At 71.4% G+C, this 18,592-nt stretch carries 16 protein-coding genes; 6 read left to right on the forward strand and 10 right to left on the reverse strand.

The features are described from left to right. Positions 1 to 26: 26 nt before the first annotated feature. A complete protein-coding gene (locus tag ACIQPQ_RS07430) occupies positions 27 to 785 on the forward strand; it encodes a class I SAM-dependent methyltransferase (RefSeq protein ID WP_401300859.1) in 759 nt (252 codons plus the stop codon). A gap of 88 nt (positions 786 to 873) precedes the next feature. Here the strand turns inward: ACIQPQ_RS07430 and ACIQPQ_RS07435 are convergent, their stop codons facing one another. Genes ACIQPQ_RS07435 through ACIQPQ_RS07445 form a run of 3 tightly spaced genes read right to left on the reverse strand, consistent with a single transcriptional unit; the run spans position 874 to position 3,622 of the window. Then, positions 874 to 1,626 carry an amino acid ABC transporter ATP-binding protein gene (locus tag ACIQPQ_RS07435; protein WP_401301554.1) on the reverse strand — a complete coding sequence of 251 codons (753 nt, stop codon included), beginning with the start codon at positions 1,624 to 1,626 and terminating at the stop codon, positions 874 to 876. Positions 1,627 to 1,673: 47 nt separating this feature from the next. Continuing rightward, positions 1,674 to 2,612 carry an amino acid ABC transporter permease gene (locus ACIQPQ_RS07440; protein WP_383776697.1) on the reverse strand — a complete coding sequence of 313 codons (939 nt, stop codon included), beginning with the start codon at positions 2,610 to 2,612 and terminating at the stop codon, positions 1,674 to 1,676. Positions 2,613 to 2,650: 38 nt separating this feature from the next. Then, positions 2,651 to 3,622: an ABC transporter substrate-binding protein gene (locus tag ACIQPQ_RS07445; protein WP_401300862.1), complete on the reverse strand. Its 972-nt coding sequence runs from the start codon at positions 3,620 to 3,622 to the stop codon at positions 2,651 to 2,653. A gap of 715 nt (positions 3,623 to 4,337) precedes the next feature. Between ACIQPQ_RS07445 and ACIQPQ_RS07450 the strand changes: the two genes are divergently transcribed. The 4 genes from ACIQPQ_RS07450 to ACIQPQ_RS07465 all read left to right on the forward strand — a co-directional run bounded on the left by ACIQPQ_RS07450 (position 4,338) and on the right by ACIQPQ_RS07465 (position 7,685). After that, positions 4,338 to 5,606, forward strand: coding sequence for an NADP-dependent malic enzyme (locus tag ACIQPQ_RS07450; RefSeq protein ID WP_401300864.1), 1,269 nt, complete (start codon positions 4,338 to 4,340; stop codon positions 5,604 to 5,606). A gap of 276 nt (positions 5,607 to 5,882) precedes the next feature. Next, positions 5,883 to 6,848 (forward strand): zinc-binding dehydrogenase, encoded by a 966-nt coding sequence (locus tag ACIQPQ_RS07455; protein WP_401300867.1) that lies wholly within the window; start codon positions 5,883 to 5,885, stop codon positions 6,846 to 6,848. A gap of 76 nt (positions 6,849 to 6,924) precedes the next feature. Further along, positions 6,925 to 7,134 (forward strand): helix-turn-helix domain-containing protein, encoded by a 210-nt coding sequence (locus tag ACIQPQ_RS07460; RefSeq protein WP_383776708.1) that lies wholly within the window; start codon positions 6,925 to 6,927, stop codon positions 7,132 to 7,134. Next, positions 7,134 to 7,685, forward strand: coding sequence for a Clp protease N-terminal domain-containing protein (locus tag ACIQPQ_RS07465; RefSeq protein WP_401300870.1), 552 nt, complete (start codon positions 7,134 to 7,136; stop codon positions 7,683 to 7,685). The genes ACIQPQ_RS07460 and ACIQPQ_RS07465 overlap by 1 nt, the downstream gene beginning before the upstream one ends. A 369-nt stretch (positions 7,686 to 8,054) precedes the next feature. On the opposite strand, the gene ACIQPQ_RS07470 is transcribed toward ACIQPQ_RS07465, so the two are convergent. From ACIQPQ_RS07470 to ACIQPQ_RS07500, 7 genes are all read right to left on the reverse strand, one after another. Continuing rightward, entirely contained in the window at positions 8,055 to 9,137 is a 1,083-nt protein-coding gene (locus ACIQPQ_RS07470) for a helix-turn-helix transcriptional regulator (RefSeq protein ID WP_401300873.1), read from the reverse strand. A 1-nt stretch (position 9,138) separates the two neighbouring features. After that, a complete protein-coding gene (locus ACIQPQ_RS07475) occupies positions 9,139 to 9,996 on the reverse strand; it encodes a DUF4097 family beta strand repeat-containing protein (protein WP_401300876.1) in 858 nt (285 codons plus the stop codon). Between the two features lie 215 nt (positions 9,997 to 10,211). After that, the gene (locus ACIQPQ_RS07480; protein WP_383776720.1) at positions 10,212 to 10,394 is read right to left on the reverse strand and encodes a DUF6104 family protein; all 183 of its coding nucleotides are present in this window, start codon (positions 10,392 to 10,394) and stop codon (positions 10,212 to 10,214) included. A 104-nt stretch (positions 10,395 to 10,498) separates the two neighbouring features. Further along, positions 10,499 to 14,326 (reverse strand): multifunctional oxoglutarate decarboxylase/oxoglutarate dehydrogenase thiamine pyrophosphate-binding subunit/dihydrolipoyllysine-residue succinyltransferase subunit, encoded by a 3,828-nt coding sequence (locus ACIQPQ_RS07485; RefSeq protein ID WP_401300879.1) that lies wholly within the window; start codon positions 14,324 to 14,326, stop codon positions 10,499 to 10,501. Between the two features lie 324 nt (positions 14,327 to 14,650). After that, on the reverse strand, positions 14,651 to 15,703 hold the full coding sequence (locus tag ACIQPQ_RS07490) for a sensor histidine kinase (RefSeq protein WP_401301557.1): 1,053 nt from the start codon (positions 15,701 to 15,703) through the stop codon (positions 14,651 to 14,653). 197 nt (positions 15,704 to 15,900) lie between these two features. Then, positions 15,901 to 16,641: a response regulator transcription factor gene (locus ACIQPQ_RS07495; RefSeq protein WP_383778432.1), complete on the reverse strand. Its 741-nt coding sequence runs from the start codon at positions 16,639 to 16,641 to the stop codon at positions 15,901 to 15,903. Positions 16,642 to 16,774: 133 nt separating this feature from the next. Then, positions 16,775 to 17,470: a spermidine synthase gene (locus ACIQPQ_RS07500; protein WP_401300883.1), complete on the reverse strand. Its 696-nt coding sequence runs from the start codon at positions 17,468 to 17,470 to the stop codon at positions 16,775 to 16,777. Positions 17,471 to 17,726: 256 nt separating this feature from the next. Between ACIQPQ_RS07500 and ACIQPQ_RS07505 the strand changes: the two genes are divergently transcribed. Beyond that, positions 17,727 to 18,572 (forward strand): rhomboid-like protein, encoded by an 846-nt coding sequence (locus ACIQPQ_RS07505; RefSeq protein ID WP_401300886.1) that lies wholly within the window; start codon positions 17,727 to 17,729, stop codon positions 18,570 to 18,572. The last annotated feature ends 20 nt before the right edge of the window (positions 18,573 to 18,592 follow it).

Raw genomic sequence — 18,592 nt, forward strand, 5'->3', positions numbered from 1 at the left:
GGCGGAGACGGGAAAAGAGGGCTTCCATGACCACCAGCACGGGGACCGACTGGCCGGCCTGGCAGGAGAGCTGGGACCGCCAGCAGGAGTGGTACATGCCGGACCGCGAGGACCGCTTCCGGATCATGCTCGACATGGTCGAGGCGCTCGTCGGCACCGCGCCCCGCGTCCTCGACCTCGCGTGCGGCACCGGCACCATCACCGCCCGTCTGCTCGCCCGTTTCCCGCAGGCCACGAGTACGGGCGTCGACCTCGACCCCGCCCTCCTCGCCATCGCCGAGGGCACCTTCGCGGACGACGACCGCGTCACCCTCGTGACGGCCGACCTCAAGGACCCGGACTGGACCGCGCGGCTGCCGCACGACACGTACGACGCCGTGCTCACCGCCACCGCCCTGCACTGGCTGCACCGCGAACCCCTCACGGCCCTCTACGGCCAGGTCGCGGGACTCGTCCGCGACGGCGGTCTCTTCATGAACGCGGACCACATGATCGACGAAGCCACCCCCCGGATCAACGCCGCCGAGCGCGCCCAGCGCCACGCCCGCCAGGATCAGGCCAAGGCCGACGGCGCCGTCGACTGGGCGGACTGGTGGCGGCTCGCCGCCGCCGACCCGGTCCTCGCCGCCCCCACCGCCCGCCGCTTCGAGATCTACGGCGAGCACGCGGACGGCCACATGCCCTCCCCGGCCTGGCACGCCGAGACCCTCCGCGCCGCCGGTTTCGCCGAGGCCCGCCCGGTGTGGTCCTCGCCCTCGGACACGCTGCTGCTCGCCCTGAAGTGAGCCGGACGGCCACGGCAGGAGGCGACGACGAGGGAGGGGCGGTACGGGGTGTCCCGTACCGCCCCTCCCTTCGCCGTCGGCCTCCGGGTCAGAGGACCTTCGACAGGAACGCCTGGGTGCGTTCGTGCTGCGGGTTCGTCAGGACGTCGCGCGGGTTGCCGGACTCGACGACCACACCGCCGTCCATGAAGACCAGGCTGTCGCCCACCTCGCGGGCGAAGCCCATCTCGTGGGTGACGACCACCATCGTCATGCCGCTCTCGGCCAGGTCGCGCATGACGTCCAGGACGTCACCGACCAGCTCCGGGTCGAGCGCCGAGGTCGGCTCGTCGAACAGCATCAGCTTCGGGTCCATCGCCAGCGCCCGCGCGATCGCGACCCGCTGCTGCTGGCCGCCGGAGAGCTGCGACGGGTAGTTCCCGGCCTTGTCGCCGAGCCCGACCCGCTCCAGCAGCTGCCGGGCGCGGTCCCGGGCCTCGGCCTTGTTCACGCCCTTGACCTGGACCGGGGCCTCCATGACGTTCTCCACCGCGGTCATGTGCGGGAAGAGGTTGAACCGCTGGAACACCATGCCGATGTCCCGGCGCTTGCGGGCGACCTCGCTGTCCTTCAGCTCGTACAGCTTGTCGCCCTTCTGGCGGTAGCCGACCAGCTCGCCGTCGACGTACAGCCGACCGGCGTTGATCTTCTCCAGGTGGTTGATGCACCGCAGGAAGGTCGACTTGCCGGAGCCGGAGGGGCCGATGAGGCAGAACACCTCGCCGGACCTCACCTCCAGGTCGATGCCCGTGAGGACCTCGACGGGACCGAAGGACTTGTGGATGCCCTCGGCCTTCACCATGGGGTGGGTAGCCGTGGGGCGCGCGTCCTGGGGCGCGGGAGACTGCGTCACGCCGGGGCTCCCTTCGTGCGGCGGACCGGCAGGAACGCCGTCCGCAGGCGCTGGAGCGGGGTCGGGGGCAGGGAGCGGCTGGAACCGCGGGCGTAGTGCCGCTCGACGTAGTACTGCCCGACGCTCAGGATCGAGGTCATGATCAGGTACCAGGCGGCGGCGAGGAAGTACATCTCCACCGTGGAGCCCGCGTTCTGACCGATGTCCTGCGCCTCCTTGAAGAGGTCGGCGAACTGGACCGCCGAGACGAGCGAGGTCGTCTTCAGCATGTTGATGACCTCGTTGCCCGTCGGCGGCACGATGACGCGCATCGCCTGCGGGATGACGATCCTGCGGAGCGTCTTGGTGTGGCTCATGCCCAGCGCGTGCGACGCCTCCGTCTGTCCCTCGTCGACCGAGAGCAGACCGGCGCGGCAGATCTCCGCCATGTACGCGGCCTCGTTCAGACCCAGGCCGAGCAGCGCCGTCAGCAGCGGCGTCATGAAGGACGACCAGTAGTCCTTGTAGATCGGGCCGAGGTTGATGTACTCGAAGACCAGGCCGAGGTTGAACCAGACGAAGAGCTGGACCAGGACCGGCGTACCGCGGAAGAACCAGATGTAGAACCAGGCGATCGACGAGGTCACCGGGTTCTTCGACAGGCGCATGACGGCGAGCAGGATGCCGCCGGCGATACCGATCACCATGGAGAGCACGGTGAGCAGCAGCGTGTTCCACACGCCGTGCAGGATGCGGTCGTCGAAGAAGTACTCGGGGATCGCGCCCCAGTTGATCTTCCCTTGCGCAAAGGCGTAGACGACGGCGCCCAGCAGGGCGAGGGCCACGACGGCCGACACGTACCGCCCGGGGTGCCGGACCGGAACGGCCTTGATGGCCTCCGGTCCGGCAGGGGGCGCGGCGTCGGGTCCGTCCGTCTTGTTGACGTCAACAGTCACGGGTGGAGCCTTTCAGAGCCGGATCGAACGGTGTCGGTTCAGGAACCGCCGTTGACCTTGGACTCGGTGATCGCGCCGTCCGCGACGCCCCACTTCTCGATGATCTTCTTGTACTCGCCGTTGTCGATGATCGCCTGGACGGCCGCCTGGAGCGCGTCCCGCAGCTCCGCGTTGTCCTTCGCGACCGCGATGCCGTACGGACCGGCCTCGACCTGGTCGCCGACGATCTCGAAGTACTGGCCGCCGCCGGCGTTCTTCACGGAGTACGCGGCGATCGGGAAGTCGGCGGAGACGACGTCCGCGCCCTTGGAGCGCATCCGGGTCTCGGCCTCGGGGTTGGTGGCGAAGTCCTCGATCTTGAGCGCGGGCTTGCCGTCCTTCTTGCACTTCGCCGCCTGGTCCTTGGCGAGGTCGTGGGAGAAGGTGTTGCGCTGCACGGCCATGGTCTTGCCGCACAGGTCGTCCCAGGTCTTGATGGACTGGGTGTCGCCCTTGTTGGTGTAGAGGGAGACACCGGCGGTGAAGTAGTCGACGAAGTCGACGCCCGCGCCGACCTTCTTGCCGGTGTCGCCGTCGATGCCTTCCTGGCGGTCCTTGGTGTCCGTCATGGCGGACATGGCGACGTCGTAGCGCTTGGACGCCAGACCACCGATGAGCGTGTCGAACGTGGCGTTCTGGAACTCGAACTTCACGCCGAGCTGCTTGCCCATGGCCTCGGCTATGTCGGGGTCGATGCCGACGACCTTGCCGGAGTCGTCCTTGAACTCGACCGGCGCGTACGCGATGTCCGAGCCGACCCGGACGACGCCCTTGTCGCGGATGGCCTGGGGGAGCTTGTCGGCCAGCGGGGCGCCGCTCGCCGAGGAGGTGCCCTTGCTCCCCGAGTCGTTGTCGTCCTTGGTCTGGTCGCCGCAGGCGGTCAGCAGCAGGGCGCCCGCGACCGCGAGAGATCCGACCGCGGCGAGACGGGTGCGCGCGGCGGTGGTACAGCGGGTGGAACGTGCGGTCATGGTGAGTGCCTCCGGCGGAAGGATGGAGTGCCGATGGGTCGACGAGAACACACACCTTCGGGTGTCGCGACCTCGTGTGATTACGGCATCCTGCCATTCGGACTACGCCATTCAGGGGTCCACTCATGTCAAAATCGGATAACGGGCGACCCCCGAATCGCATCAGTCCGGTACATCACGGCCGGGCCTCGCCGGATCATCTACGGGAATCCCTAGTTCCGGCCGGAAGATCTCCTGTCCATCTCGCGATATGGACCCGTTCGGAGCGTGGGGTGCATTTGTTCACCCCCGTGTCAAGGGTTCGGACCGGAGTCGTCGTTTCTTCACGCATGAGCCATGTCACGGGCGTAGGGATGCGTGTCAGGGAGGGCGGCGGGGGACGACGGGAGGACCGGAGCGGAGTGGCCGGGCGACGGTCGGTGAACGTCCGCCGGGCGCTCGGCGGACCGTCGGGCGACGGCCCGGCGGGCGCCGGACGACTGTCGGAGTCCTGCAACCCAGGGTGTGTGACCTTGCACCGAATGGACTCGTCGCCGGTGCCGTCCGTCCGGTAAGAAGGTTCTTCACACCCCTCATCCGGGGCTCAGGGCGCGTGTGCGGCGCGCCCGACGCGCAGCGGTCCGTATGTACCACCGCTGGGCTCTGCGCGATGCCCGCCCACTCCTCAACCAGGAGTGGCCACCCTCATCCATGAAGACCTAAGGGGTAACACACAGTGGCAGCGGAGATCGTCAATCCTCGCAGCGAGAGTGAAACGGACAAGGACGGCCAGGTCGGCCAGGCAGGCCTGGAGGGCCGGGACGGTCAGGGGGGCGGTGCGGAGCCCCTCGACTCGTTCGACCCCGCGTTCGCGTTGCACCGAGGCGGAAAGATGGCCGTGCAGGCCACCGTCCCGGTCCGCGACAAGGACGACCTGTCCCTCGCGTACACCCCCGGCGTCGCGCGCGTGTGCACCGCGATCGCGGAACAGCCGGACCTGGTCAACGACTACACCTGGAAGTCGTCCGTCGTCGCCGTCGTCACCGACGGCACGGCCGTCCTCGGGCTCGGGGACATCGGGCCCGAGGCCTCCCTCCCGGTGATGGAGGGCAAGGCCATCCTCTTCAAGCAGTTCGGTGGCGTCGACGCGGTCCCGATCGCGCTCGCCTGCACCGACGTCGACGACATCGTGGAGACCGTCGTCCGGCTCGCCCCCTCGTTCGGCGGCGTGAACCTGGAGGACATCTCGGCGCCCCGGTGCTTCGAGATCGAACGCCGCCTCCAGGAGCGCCTCGACATCCCCGTCTTCCACGACGACCAGCACGGCACGGCCGTCGTCACGCTGGCCGCCCTGCGCAACGCGGCGCGGCTGAGCGGGCGCTCCATCGCCGACCTGCGCGCCGTGATCTCGGGCGCGGGCGCGGCCGGGGTCGCCATCGCACGGATGCTGATCGAGGCGGGCATCGGGGACGTGGCCGTCGCCGACCGCAAGGGCATCGTCTCGGCGGACCGGACCGACCTCACCGACGTCAAGCGCGAGGTGGCCGGCTTCACCAACAAGGCCGGTCTCAGCGGCACCCTGGAGGATGCGCTGTCCGGCGCGGACGTCTTCATCGGCGTCTCCGGCGGTACGGTCGCGGAGTCCGCGGTCGCCTCGATGGCGGAGGGCGCCTTCGTCTTCGCCATGGCCAACCCGACCCCCGAGATCCACCCGGACGTCGCCCACAAGTACGCGGCCGTCGTCGCCACCGGGCGGTCCGACTTCCCCAACCAGATCAACAACGTGCTGGCCTTCCCCGGCATCTTCGCCGGTGCCCTCCAGGTCCGGGCCTCCCGGATCACCGAGGGCATGAAGATCGCGGCGGCCGAGGCGCTGGCCGGGGTCGTCGGTGACGACCTCGCCGCGGACTACGTCATCCCCTCGCCGTTCGACGAGCGGGTGGCCCCGGCGGTCACGGCGGCGGTCGCCGCGGCGGCCCGCGCGGAGGGCGTCGCCCGACGCTGAGTCCTGAGGGCCGGGGTGACCCGGTCCGAGGGGGAGGGGCCTCGTCCGGGCGGGCGGGGCCCCTTCCCGTGCGCGCACTTCGGGTTCCGGCGGTGCGCGCGGGCCGTCCCCTGCGGGCAAGGGGGTGTCCGTCGTAAGCGCGGACGGGTGTCCGTCGTGAGCGCGTAAGGGTGTCCGTCGTGGGCGCGAAAGGGGCGTCCGCCGTGAGCGCAAGAGGGTGTGTCTCACAGGGCGTGGCGGTTACGTCCACCGGCCGTGGACCCTATCGTCTGCTCCATGTTCGCCGTCTACGCCGCCCGGATCGACCGTGACCAGCCGCTGAACGGCCTGGAGCTGGGGGAGCGACCGGCCCCCGGAGCCCGCCCCGGCTGGAGCACCGTCGAGGTCCGCGCCGCCTCCCTCAACCACCATGACCTCTGGTCCCTGCGCGGCGTGGGCCTCGCCGAGGACAAGCTCCCGATGATCCTCGGCTGCGACGCCGCCGGGGTCGACGCCGACGGCAACGAGGTCGTCCTGCACTCCGTCATCGGCCAGAGCGGGCACGGGGTGGGCCCGCGCGAACCCCGCTCCCTCCTCACCGAGCACTACCAGGGCACCTTCGCCGAACAGGTCGCCGTGCCGACCTGGAACATCCTGCCCAAGCCGCGCGAACTCTCCTTCGCGGAGGCCGCCTGCCTGCCCACCGCCTGGCTCACGGCCTACCGCATGCTCTTCACCAACGCGGGCGTCCGCCCCGGCGACTCGATCCTCGTCCAGGGCGCCGGGGGCGGCGTCGCCACCGCCGCGATCGTGCTCGGCCGGGCCGCCGGGCTGCGGGTCTTCGCGACCAGCCGCGACGAGGCCCGCCGCAAGCGCGCCCTCGAACTCGGCGCCGTCGAGGTCGTCGAGCCCGGCGCACGGCTGCCCCAGCGGGTCGACGCCGTCATCGAGACCGTCGGCGCCGCCACCTGGTCCCACTCGGTGAAGTCGCTGCGGCCCGGCGGCACGCTCGTCATCTCGGGCGCCACCAGCGGCGACCGCCCCTCGCACGCCGAACTGACCCGCATCTTCTTCCTCGAACTCAAGGTCGTCGGCTCCACCATGGGCACCAAGGACGAGCTGGAGGACCTCCTCGCCTTCTGCGCCGCGACCGGGGTACGCCCCGTCATCGACGAGGTGCTGCCGCTGGACCGGGCCCGCGAGGGCTTCGAACGGCTCGCCTCCGGTGACCAGTTCGGCAAGATCGTGCTCACTCCCGCCTGAGTGCCGCTCCCGGTGCACCGGGCCTGTTTGTCAATCAGGGTTGACGCCCGTGAGCGTGTCAACCTACATTGACAGCATGACCGAAGCAACGGATCTCGCCGAGCGCGCGGGTGACCGTGACCCACGGGTCGGACTGCGTGCCGTCGCCGCCCTGCGCAGGCTGCTGGAGCGGCTGGAAGCGGTGCAGGTGCGCAGCGCCCGGCAGCAGGGCTGGTCGTGGCAGGAGATCGCCGCGGAACTCGGTGTCAGCAGGCAGGCCGTGCACAAGAAGTACGGGAGGCAGTGATGTTCGAGCGGTTCACCAAAGACGCGCGGGACGTCGTCCGGGGTGCGTACGTCCGCTGCGAGGAGGCGGGGGAGCGGCGCATCGGGCCCGAGCACCTGCTGCTCGCGCTGCTCGACGGTGAGCGGGGTCGCGGGGCCTCCGCGCTCACCGCGCTGGGGTTGGGTGCGGAACGTCGGGCGGCGGTTCGGGAGGGGCTGCTGGAGGCGCGTCGGCGGGCGGGGCTGTCCCGGTCCGACGCGGACGCGCTCGCCGGTCTCGGTATCGACGTCGCCGAGGTCGTCGCCCGGGTGGAGGAGGCGCACGGGGTGGGGGCGCTGGCGGGTGTCCGGCGGGGTGGTCGGGTCGCCTTCGGGCGGGAGGCCAAGGGGGTGCTGGAGCAGGCGTTGCGGATGGCCGTTGCCCATCGGGATCGGCACATCGGGGATGAGCATCTGCTTCTTGCGCTGGCTGTGCGGCCCGGGGTGTGGGGGGAGTGCCTTGCGGATCACGGTGTGACGTATGAAGGGCTGTTGGGTGTGTTGTATGGCGGGGGAGTGGCGGAGGCGAGCTGAGGGGTGTCGGGCGGGGGGTTGGCTGCGGGCCGGTGGGGGCCGGTCGCGCAGTTCCCCGCGCCCCTGAAGAGGGGGTGGTGCGGGGGTGTGTTTTGGCCTCGGGCCGGTGGGGGCCTTTCGCGCAGTTCCCCGCGCCCCTGAAAGGTTCGTGGTGGCGGGCCGTGTTTTGGCCTCGGGCCGGTGGGGGCCTTTCGCGCAGTTCCCCGCGCCCCTCAAAGGCCCGTGGTGACGGGCCGTGCTTTGGCCTCGGGCCGGTGGGGGCTGGGCGCGCAGTTCCCCGCGCCCCTGAGGGGGTGTTCGCTGGGCTTGTCTCAGGGGTGCGGGGAGCTGCGCGGTCAGTCGGCCGTCTACCCCCGGCTTAGTTGGTCCTTACGCCTTTTCCGTTTTCAGCAGGGTGTTGATGTGGGTGGCCGCTACTGACAAGTGGTGGCGGGCTTGCTGGAGTTGGGTGGGGGTCACTCCGTGGTCGCGGGATGCGTCGCGGATGTCGTCGCGGAAGCGGTCGAGGAGGCGGTCCAGGTCGCGGGCCGGGTCGGCGCCCGGTGCCTCGTGGGCCCAGGCGGGCTCGTGCTCGGCCGGGAAGTCCGGCGGGGTGTCGGAGTACACGACGTCGTCCGCCGACGTCGGGGACGGTCCGTGTCCACGGGCCGCGCCGGAGCCGCCGCCCCGGCTCGCGCCGCCGCGCCCGAAGCCGAAGTCCTTGCCGAAGTCTTTTCCGAACTCGCCGAATTCCTTGGCCAGTTCGGTCAGGCCCTCGCGGACGCCCGTGGGCCAGTCGCCCCGCGCGAAGTGGTCCTGGACCTGGTCCTGCACCCGCTTGGCGATGCGCTGCATCTCCTCCTGAGCCTGGGAGCGGGCCTGGTCCTGCGCCTCCTTGGCCTGGCGGCGGGCCCGCTGGGCCTCGTCGCGGGCCCGGCGGCTCTCGTCCTTGGCCCGGCGGGCCTGCTCCTTCCACTCCTGCTTGACCCGGCGCATCTCCTCCTTGGCGATCCGCCAGGACTCCTTGTCCGTGTACTCCCCGGGCTCCCCGGAGCCGGTCGGCCCCGACGGCGATCCCGAACCCTCGCGGGCCTCCGAGGCCGCCGCCCGCATCTCCCGGCGCAGGTCGCCCGCCGCGCCCCGGACGTCCGCGCGGATCTCCGCCGCCAGTTCGGCGACCGACTCCCGGATCTCCAGCTCCAGATCGGCGAGTTCACCGCTGCGGTCGGCCAGTTCGGCGCGGCCCGCGTCGGTGATGGCGTACACCTTGCGGCCGCCCTCCGTGGTGTGGGTGACCAGGCCCTCGGCCTCCAGCTTGGCCAGCCGGGGGTAGACGGTGCCCGCCGAGGGGGCGTACAGGCCCTGGAAGCGTTCCTCCAGGAGGCGGATCACCTCATAGCCGTGGCGGGGCGCCTCGTCGAGGAGCTTCAGCAGGTACAGGCGCAGGCGGCCGTGGGCGAAGACGGGGGGCATCTCAGAGCACCTTCTTCTCGGTCGGCTCGGTCGGCTCGGTCGTGCTGTCGTCCTCCGTCGGGGGCCTGCGCAGCAGGGCGATCGAGCCGGAGACGGTCGTCGCCTTGAGGCTGCCGTTGCCCGCGCCGAGGCGGCCGGTGATCCGCTTGGCGCCCCACTGGCCGCCGACCCGCAGATCCTCGAAGGCGTTGGAGACCGAGCCGCTCGCGGTGTTCGCCTCCACCCGGGCGTCGGCCGGATGCGGCAGCCGGATGGCGATCTCGCCGGAGACACTGGTCAGGTTGATGTCGGTGGCGCCGCCCGCCGGGTCCAGGTCGACGATCATCGACCCGCTCACCGAGTCGGCCTTCACCGAGGACCCCGCCTCGACCACCGTCAGATCCCCGGAGACCGAGTTGAACCGCAGGTCGCCGGTGAGTGCCTGGGCCTCCACGCTCCCCGAGACGGTGTCGGTGCGGACCGGTCCGGCCAGCCCCACCAGGGTGGTGTCCCCGGTGACGCCCTTGACCTCGGCGCGGCCGTCGATGCCGGAGACCACCGCCCCCGCGCTCACCACGCCCACCTCGACCCGCGTCCCGGCCGGGACGGCGAGGGTGACGACGGCGCTGCGCCGCCAGCCCTTGGGGTCGAGCCACTTCAGAAAGCCTCTCCAGGGCAGGTCGTCGTAGGCCACCGTCAGCACGCCGTCGCGGTGGGAGACCACGAGCGGGGGCCCCTCGATGTGCGAGACCTCCAGCCGGGCGGAACCTTCCTCGGTGCCGACCACGTTGACCGTTCCGTCGACGACGCGGACGTGCAGCTCGGTCACGGGATCGTCGAAGGACAGCTTCCTCGGCTCGGCGACGGACCACTCGGACATGGTGACGACCTCCCTCACGGCGTGACACGCCATATCGCGTCTCACGTAAAACACGATATATCGCGGACGTCGAAAGTCAAGACACTCTTTCGAGACCCCCGCCACCCGCCAACCCGCCACCGCCGCCCCGCCCACCCGGGCATGACAAAGGGCGCCCCCTCGGGGGCGCCCCTGCGCGCGTTGCCGTGTGACGGCCCGGTCCGGCGGTCCGGCCGCTACTCGTCGTCCTCGTCGTCGTCCAGCCGTGCCAGCCAGGTCGCGAGTCGTTCCACCGGGACCTCGAAGTCCGGGTTCAGGTCGACGAAGGTCCGCAGCTGCTCGGCCAGCCACTCGAAGGTGACCTCCTCCGCGCCGCGCCTCTTCTCCAGCTCTTCGATGCCACGGTCCGTGAAGTACATGGCATCAGGATAAGTGCGCCCCGCCGACACGAGGACGGCCGGGCCGCACCCCCGTGAGACGGGGGGTGCGGCCCGGCCGGCATGGCGCAACGAGCCCGACAGGCTCAGGCCTCGAACACCTCACGCACCAGCTGCTCCTGCTCGGCCTGGTGGCGCTTGGCCGAGCCGACCGCCGGGGACGAGCCGTGCCGGCGCGAGATGCGGCGCAGGCGCTCGCCGTGCGGCACGTCCGCGCCGACGGCCAGGTCCAGGTGGTCGATCAGGTTCAGGGCGATGAACGGCCAGGCACCCTGGTTGGCCGGCTCCTCCTGGGCCCACAGGTACTTCTCGGCGTTCGGGTACTTGGCGATCTCGGCCTGCAGCTCGGCACCCGGCAGCGGGTACAGGCGCTCGATGCGGATGATCGCCACGTCCGTCGCGCCGCGCTTCTGCCGCTCGGCCTCCAGGTCGTAGTAGACCTTGCCCGCGCAGAAGACGACCTTGCGGACCGCGGCCGGGTCGGCCGAGGCGTCGCCGATGACCGGGCGGAACTGGCCCGTGGTGAACTCCTCCGCCTTCGACGCGGCGGCCTTGAGGCGCAGCATCGACTTCGGGGTGAAGACGACCAGCGGCTTGTGGTGCGGGTTGTGCACCTGCCACCGCAGGAGGTGGAAGTAGTTCGACGGCAGGGTCGGCATCGCGACCGTCATGTTGTTCTGCGCGCAGAGCTGGAGGAAGCGCTCCGGGCGGGCGGACGAGTGGTCCGGGCCCTGGCCCTCGTAGCCGTGCGGCAGCAGCAGGGTGACGCCGGAGGTCTGGCCCCACTTCTGCTCGGCGGAGGTGATGAACTCGTCCACGACCGTCTGCGCGCCGTTGACGAAGTCGCCGAACTGGGCCTCCCACATCACGAGGGCGTCCGGGCGGGCCAGCGAGTAGCCGTACTCGAAGCCCATGGCCGCGTACTCGGAGAGCAGGGAGTTGTAGACGTTCAGCCGCGCCTGCTCCTCGGCGAGGTACATCAGCGGCGTGAACTCCTCGCCCGTCTCGCGGTCGATGATGACCGCGTGGCGCTGGCCGAAGGTGCCGCGCTGGGAGTCCTGGCCCGCCAGGCGGACCGGCACGCCCTCCAGCAGCAGCGAGCCGACCGCGAGGGTCTCGCCCATGCCCCAGTCGATGGTGCCGTCCTCGACCATCGCGGCCCGGCGCTGGAGCTGCGGCAGCAGGCGCGGGTGGGCGGTGATGTGGTCGGGGATGTTGACCTGGGACTCCGCGATCCGCTTGACGACCTCGGCGGAGACGGCCGTGGAGACGGCGACCGGGAAGGTGTCCTGCTGGTCGGGAGAGCTGCCCGCGGCGGGCTGCGAGGTGGCCTCGCGGACCTCGGTGAAGACCTTCTCCAGCTGGCCCTGGTAGTCCTGGAGCGCCTGCTCGGCCTCTTCCAGGGTGATGTCGCCGCGACCGATGAGGGACTCGGTGTAGAGCTTGCGCACCGAGCGCTTCTTGTCGATCAGGTCGTACATCAGCGGCTGGGTGAAGGCCGGGTTGTCGGACTCGTTGTGACCGCGGCGGCGGTAGCAGATGAGGTCGATCACCACGTCCTTGTTGAACGCCTGGCGGAACTCGAAGGCGAGCCGCGCGACGCGGACCACGGCCTCCGGGTCGTCGCCGTTCACGTGGAAGATCGGGGCCTCGATCATGCGGGCCACGTCGGTGGCGTACATGGAGGACCGCGAGGACTCCGGGGCGGCGGTGAAGCCGACCTGGTTGTTGATGACCACGTGGACCGTGCCGCCGGTGCGGTAGCCCCGCAGCTGCGACATGTTGAGGGTCTCGGCCACGACGCCCTGGCCCGCGAAGGCCGCGTCGCCGTGCAGGGCGACCGGCAGGACGGTGAAGTCCGTGCCGCCCTTGTTGATGATGTCCTGCTTGGCGCGCGAGACGCCCTCCAGGACCGGGTCGACCGCCTCCAGGTGGGAGGGGTTGGCGGTGAGCGAGACCTTGATCTGCTCGCCGTCCAGGCCGGTGAAGGTGCCCTCGGCACCCAGGTGGTACTTCACGTCGCCGGAGCCGTGCATCGACTTCGGGTCGAGGTTGCCCTCGAACTCGCGGAAGATCTGCGCGTACGACTTGCCGACGATGTTGGCGAGGACGTTGAGGCGGCCGCGGTGGGCCATGCCGATGACGACCTCGTCCAGGCGGGACTCGGCGGCCGAGTCGAGGACGGCGTCCAGCAGCGGGATGACGGACTCGCCGCCCTCCAGGGAGAACCGCTTCTGGCCGACGTACTTCGTCTGCAGGAAGGTCTCGAAGGCCTCCGCCGCGTTCAGGCGGCGCAGGATGCGCAGCTGCTCCTCGCGCTCCGGCTTGGTGTGCGGGCGCTCGATGCGGTCCTGGATCCAGCGGCGCTGCTTGGGGTCCTGGATGTGCATGAACTCGACGCCGGTGGTGCGGCAGTACGAGTCGCGCAGCACGCCGAGGATGTCGCGCAGCTTCATCAGGGACTTGCCGGAGAAGCCGCCGACGGCGAACTCGCGCTCCAGGTCCCACAGGGTGAGCCCGTGCTCGGTGATGTCGAGGTCGGGGTGCTTGCGCTGGCGGTACTCCAGCGGGTCGGTGTCGGCCATGACGTGGCCGCGGACCCGGTAGGAGTGGATCAGCTCGAAGACGCGGGCGGCCTTGGTGACGTCGTCGTCGTGGGACGCGTCGATGTCCTTGAGCCAGCGGACCGGCTCGTAGGGGATGCGCAGCGCCTCGAAGATCTCGTCGTAGAAGCTGCTGTCGCCGAGGAGCAGGTTGGCGACGACGCGCAGGAACTCGCCGGAGGCGGCGCCCTGGATGACCCGGTGGTCGTAGGTCGACGTGAGCGTCATGACCTTGGAGATGCCGAGCTTGTTCAGGGTGTCCTGGCTGGTGCCCTGGAACTCCGCCGGGTAGTCCATGGAGCCGACGCCCATGATGACCGACTGGCCGGGCATCAGGCGGGGCACGGAGTGGACGGTGCCGAGGCCGCCGGGGTTGGTCAGCGAGACCGTGACGCCGGAGAAGTCGTCCATCGTCAGCTTGCCGTCGCGGGCGCGGCGGACGATGTCCTCGTAGGCCTGCCAGAACTCGAAGAAGTTCAGCGTCTCGGCCTTCTTGATGCCGGCCACGACGAGCTGGCGGTCGCCGTTGGGCTTCACCAGGTCGATGGCGAGGCCGAAGGTGACGTGCGCGGGCTTGACGAGGGTGGGCTTCCCGTCCTTCTCCGCGAAGTGCCAGTTCATCGACGGCATGGCCTTGATGGCCTGCACCATCGCGAAGCCGATCAGGTGCGTGAAGGAGATCTTCCCGCCCCGGGCGCGCTTGAGGTGGTTGTTGATGACGATGCGGTTGTCGAACAGCAGCTTCACCGGGACGGCGCGCACGGACGTGGCCGTGGGCACCTCCAGGGAGGCGTTCATGTTCTTGGCGACCGCGGCGGCCGGGCCGCGCAGCGTCACGAACTCCGGGCCCTCGGGCGCGGCGGGGGCTGCGGCGGCGGGCGCGGCCTTGGCGGCGGCGGCCGGCTTCGCGGCGGGCGCCGCCTTCGCGGGCGCCGGGGCGGCCGGAGCGGCGGCGGCGGGCTTCGCGGCGGCCGGGGCCGGGGCGGCCGGGGCGGGCTGCGCGGCCGGAGCCGGGGCGGCGGGTGCCGGTGCTGCCTGCGCCGGGGCGGCGGGCGCCGCGGGTGCGGTGGAGGTGGCTGCGGCCCCCGCGGCCGCAGTACCCGCCGGTGCCGGGGCGGAGGCCGCGCCGGGCTTGTAGTCGGCGAAGAAGTCCCACCAGGCACGGTCTACCGAGTTCGGGTCCTGGAGGTACTGCTGATAGATCTCGTCGACGAGCCACTCGTTCGGTCCGAACGCGGCAGCGGGGTTCTTGCCCGCTTGGTCTGCGTCGGTCGAGATGCTCGATGCGTTACTGGGGGACTGTGGCGACACGGCGGCAACCGCCCTCTTCCGCTTCACAAGGTTATGGACAGCGGGAATAAAGGCTACGCCCCCCGGAGGGCGAAGGTCAGGCCGGGCCACCGCATCGTCGTGTAAGTCACATCGGATGGTCTGTTTCGGGGGCGGAAATGGCGGGAAACAAACGCGGTTGCGCTGCGAAACGGAACGACGGAACCGGTCACGCGCGCCCCGCGCGCGGACCCCGGGCCGTCCGTGTCGGCACCCTCGCCGATCCTCTGCCTGCTCACACGCGTCCGGCACCGCTACGGGTGCTCGGACGACCGTGGATCACGCGGCTCCGCTGGGAACTTTACGTCAACTTGGCACAACCGGGTCTCCCGGAAGAGTGACAAGAATCCGGCAACCCCGATCGGATTCGGCCACCCCGATCCGGCCGCCGTGCAGTTCGACCGCCCAGCGCGCGATCGCCAGCCCCAGCCCGGTCCCGCCGTCGCTGCCCGGACCGTGCGGCCGGCTCGCCGCGCCCCGGTTGAACCGCTCGAACACCCGGTGCCACTCGGAGCGCGGGATGCCGGGCCCCTCGTCCAGGACCTCCAGCTCCAGCGAGTCCGGCAGCGCCCCGCGCCGCGCCTTGACGGTGACGCGCCCGTGCGGCGGGCTGTGCTTGACGGCGTTGTCGATCAGGTTGGCGACGACCTGGTGGATGCGCTCGGGGTCCGCGTGCGCGGTCAGCTCCGGCGGCGACACGTCGAGGTGCAGATGGACGTCGGTACGGGTGTGGCTGCCGCCCGAACCGGTCGTCGCGCGCGCCGAGGCGACCATGTTGGCCTCCTTCAGCACGCCCGACAGGTACGGCCACACCTCGAAGCGGCGCCGCCGCAGCGGGACGACGCCGTTGTCCAGGCGGGACAGGTCCAGCAGCGTCTCCACCAGCCGCCCCAGCCGTTCGGTTTGCTTCAGCGCCGTGCGCATGGTCTCGGGGTCGGCCTCGGCGATGCCGTCGACCACGTTCTCCAGGACGGCGCGCAGGCCCGCGATCGGGGTGCGCAGCTCGTGCGAGACGTTCGCCACCAGCTCCTTGCGCTGCCGGTCCTGGGCCTCCAGCTCGTCGGCCATCGCGTTGATCGTGTGCGCCAGGTCGGCCAGTTCGTCGCGGCGGTTCTCGCTGACCCGGCGGGTGTAGTCGCCGTGCGAGATGGCGCGGGCCACCGTGTTCATCTCGTCCAGCGGCGCGGTGAGGCCGTGCGCGACGAACTGGGTGATCAGCAGGGTGGCGATCATCGAGAAGACGGTGATGAAGCGCAGCTCGGTGTCGGTGCGCAGGGCGATCATCATCAGGCCGGTGGTGATCAGCACCGAGATGACGACGAGCGCGCCCAGCTTGGTCTTGATCGAGAAGGGGCGCACCCCGGCGCCGCCCCGGGCGGGCCCGGGACGCGGCGGGAACCCCGGCGGTACGGCGCCCGCGCCGCGCGGGGCGGACCCGACGTGGTCCGCGGTCCCCACGGCGGTGGCACTCCCGGCGCCGCGCGGCCTCCTCGGGCCCCTCGACGCCCTCGGGCCCCCGGTCCGCCGCGCCCCTCCCGGTCCGTCCGGCCCGCGGCTCATGGCGTCGGGGTCTCCAGCGCGTAGCCCACGCCGTGCACGGTGCGGATGCGTTCGGCGCCGATCTTCCGGCGCAGTGCCTTGATGTGGCTGTCGACGGTGCGGGTGCCGGAGGCGTCCGCCCAGTCCCAGACCTCGGCCAGCAGCTGCTCGCGGGAGAGCACCGCGCGCGGGGTGTTCGCCAGGCAGACCAGCAGGTCGAACTCGGTGGGCGTGAGGTGCACGTCCTCCGTGCGCACCCGTACCCGGCGCTGCGCGTGGTCGATCTCCAGCTCGCCGAGGCGCAGGATGCCGCTGCGCGGGGTCGAGGCGGCGATCGTGGCCCGCTCGACGCGGCGCAGCAGGACGTGCACGCGCGCGGCCAGCTCCCGCATCGAGAACGGCTTGGTCATGTAGTCGTCGGCGCCGACGCCGAGCCCGACGAGCATGTCGGTCTCGTCGTCGCGCGCGGTGAGCATGAGCACCGGCACCGGCCGGGCGGCCTGCACCCGGCGGCAGACCTCCAGGCCGTCGAAGCCGGGCAGCATGATGTCGAGGATCAGCAGATCGGGCTGCCAGGCCTCCGCGGTGTCGACGGCGGAGGGACCGTCACCCGCCGTCTGTACCAGGAACCCCTCGGCGCGCAGGCGGGCCGCGATGGCGTCGACGATCGTCTGGTCGTCCTCGACCACCAGGACCCGGCGCTGTGCGCCCTGGGTCGCCGTGGCCGCGCCGTTGTGCGAGGTGTGTGTCTGCTCCATCGCCCGCCCCTGAGTGCTTTTCCGGAACCAGTGGGGTGGTTCCTTGTGTGCGCATGACTGCGGTTGACGCCCGGGTGATCGACTGGTTGATCGGCGTCAGGGCAGCAGCGTACGGGGAGTCACCGTGGCTTTGCTATCCAGGACGGACGGCGAGATGCACGACGTCCGGCACGCCTCGGGCAACGGGGATCTCTTCGGTACGGACCTGCTGGAACCCGGCATTCCCCAAGGTTCCCTCGAATTCCGCCGAGGGCTGCGCGGACCAGACCGCGAGGACCCCGCCGGGCCTCAACACCCGTGCGCACGCCGCCAGTCCGGCCGGTGAGTAGAGGCTGTCGTTGCCCTCCGTGACGGTCCAGCCGGGGCCGTTGTCGATGTCGAGGCAGAGCGCGTCGAACGTGGCGGATGTCTCATGCACGTAATCGAGCAGGTCGGCCTCCTCGATCTCCGTGCGCGGATCGGCGAGCGCGGTCGCGGAGAGCGCGCCGAGCGGGCCGTCGCGGTGCCAGCCGATGACGGCCGGTTCGCGCTCGACGACGGTGATCCGGCCCCAGCGCGGGTCGGCGGCGGCGTGCGCCAGGGAGAAGCCGACACCGAGACCGCCGATCAGCACCCCTGGGGCGGGGCGGCCGTCGAGGGCGGCCAGCGCCGCGTCCACGAGGAGCCGCTCCGAGCGCCCGTCGGACGTGTCCATCAGGAAGCAGCCGTTGGCGATGATCTGGAGCAGGTCGCCGTGGCGCCGCAGCACGACCTCGCCGTAGGGCCCCTCGCGACGGTCGAGCACCTGGGGCGCGGCGGGGGAGGCGTAGGCGGAGTGGGGATCGGACATCGGCCCATTCTGGCAGCGGTGCCCGGTGGGGAGCAGGGAAATAGGCGGGGCGAGGGGTTGGTTCCGGAAGTGAAGGGGGCGCGCGGGACCGGCGGGCCGCGCCCTGCGGCAGGGGCGTCCGCCACGGGTCCGCGGGACCCCGTCGGCGGGCTGTCGATCGGCTGTTGATCCCCTGTCGAAGTGGCCCCGGTCACAGACAGGGGGTGGCGGGGCGCGAAGGGTGGACGGCACGGGAACGCGGGAGGAGAGCCTCACGGTGACGGAACACGCGGTGGCGGACGGGCCCGAGCCCGCGTCGAAGATCACGCCCGGAAACCGGGCGACCGGTACGTGCAGGGCCCGGCGCCCGGCCACGGCCCCCCGCGCCGCCGCCCCGCTCGACGGCATCCCCCGCCAGCCCGCCCCCGTACCCGGCCGCCCCCGCGACCGGCGCCCCGCCGCCACCCTCCGCCGCCTCCTCCGCCTCGTGCCGACCCCCACCGGCACCCCCTTCACCTTCGGCTACGGCGTCGTCCTCGCCGTCACCTCCTACGTCGCCGCGCACGCCGACCCCGCCCTCGTGCACACGCTGCACCAGGGCTCCAGCACCGACGTGGCCCACCTGCTGCATGCGCCCGTGTTCGTGCTGGTGGCGAGCGCCCTGTGGGTCGCGGGCGCACTCACCTCCCCCTTCTCGCTCGCCTTTCTCGTGGTGCTCACGGCGCTGGAGCGGCGGCTCGGCGGGGTCCGCACGGCCCTCGTCTTCCTCCTCGGCCACGTCCTGGCCACCCTCGCCACCGAGGTCCCCGTCGGCCTGGCCGTCCTCGTCGGCCACCTCCCCGACACCTCCCTGCACCGCCTCGACTACGGCATCAGCTTCGGCGTCGCCGCCAGCGTCGGCGCCCTGGCCGGACTCCTCACCCCCTGGCTCCGGTGGCCCCTCCTGGCCGGGTGCGCCGCGGCCCTCCTCCCCGACCTCCTGGCCGCCGTCGACCCCCTGACCAGCTGGGGCCACCTCATCGCCCTCACCGTCGGCGTCGGCACCTGGCCGTGGGTACGGCGCTGGGCGGGCGCGACGCCGACGGGCGCGAGGCGGGCGGGCGGGGCGGTTCCGGCGGTCTGACCGGACGAGGCGGGGGCGCG

Source organism: Streptomyces sp. NPDC091281 (assembly GCF_044757425.1).
Lineage (GTDB): Bacteria > Actinomycetota > Actinomycetes > Streptomycetales > Streptomycetaceae > Streptomyces.

Excerpts from the sequence above, each read along its gene's own strand:
- ACIQPQ_RS07430 (WP_401300859.1), top strand. The coding sequence starts at position 27 with ATGACCACCAGCACGGGGACCGACTGGCCGGCCTGGCAGGAGAGCTGG.
- ACIQPQ_RS07435 (WP_401301554.1), bottom strand. The coding sequence starts at position 1,626 with ATGGTGAAGGCCGAGGGCATCCACAAGTCCTTCGGTCCCGTCGAGGTC.
- ACIQPQ_RS07445 (WP_401300862.1), bottom strand. The coding sequence starts at position 3,622 with ATGACCGCACGTTCCACCCGCTGTACCACCGCCGCGCGCACCCGTCTC.
- ACIQPQ_RS07455 (WP_401300867.1), top strand. The coding sequence starts at position 5,883 with ATGTTCGCCGTCTACGCCGCCCGGATCGACCGTGACCAGCCGCTGAAC.
- ACIQPQ_RS07460 (WP_383776708.1), top strand. The coding sequence starts at position 6,925 with ATGACCGAAGCAACGGATCTCGCCGAGCGCGCGGGTGACCGTGACCCA.
- ACIQPQ_RS07465 (WP_401300870.1), top strand. The coding sequence starts at position 7,134 with ATGTTCGAGCGGTTCACCAAAGACGCGCGGGACGTCGTCCGGGGTGCG.
- ACIQPQ_RS07470 (WP_401300873.1), bottom strand. The coding sequence starts at position 9,137 with ATGCCCCCCGTCTTCGCCCACGGCCGCCTGCGCCTGTACCTGCTGAAG.
- ACIQPQ_RS07475 (WP_401300876.1), bottom strand. The coding sequence starts at position 9,996 with ATGTCCGAGTGGTCCGTCGCCGAGCCGAGGAAGCTGTCCTTCGACGAT.
- ACIQPQ_RS07480 (WP_383776720.1), bottom strand. The coding sequence starts at position 10,394 with ATGTACTTCACGGACCGTGGCATCGAAGAGCTGGAGAAGAGGCGCGGC.
- ACIQPQ_RS07495 (WP_383778432.1), bottom strand. The coding sequence starts at position 16,641 with ATGGAGCAGACACACACCTCGCACAACGGCGCGGCCACGGCGACCCAG.
- ACIQPQ_RS07500 (WP_401300883.1), bottom strand. The coding sequence starts at position 17,470 with ATGTCCGATCCCCACTCCGCCTACGCCTCCCCCGCCGCGCCCCAGGTG.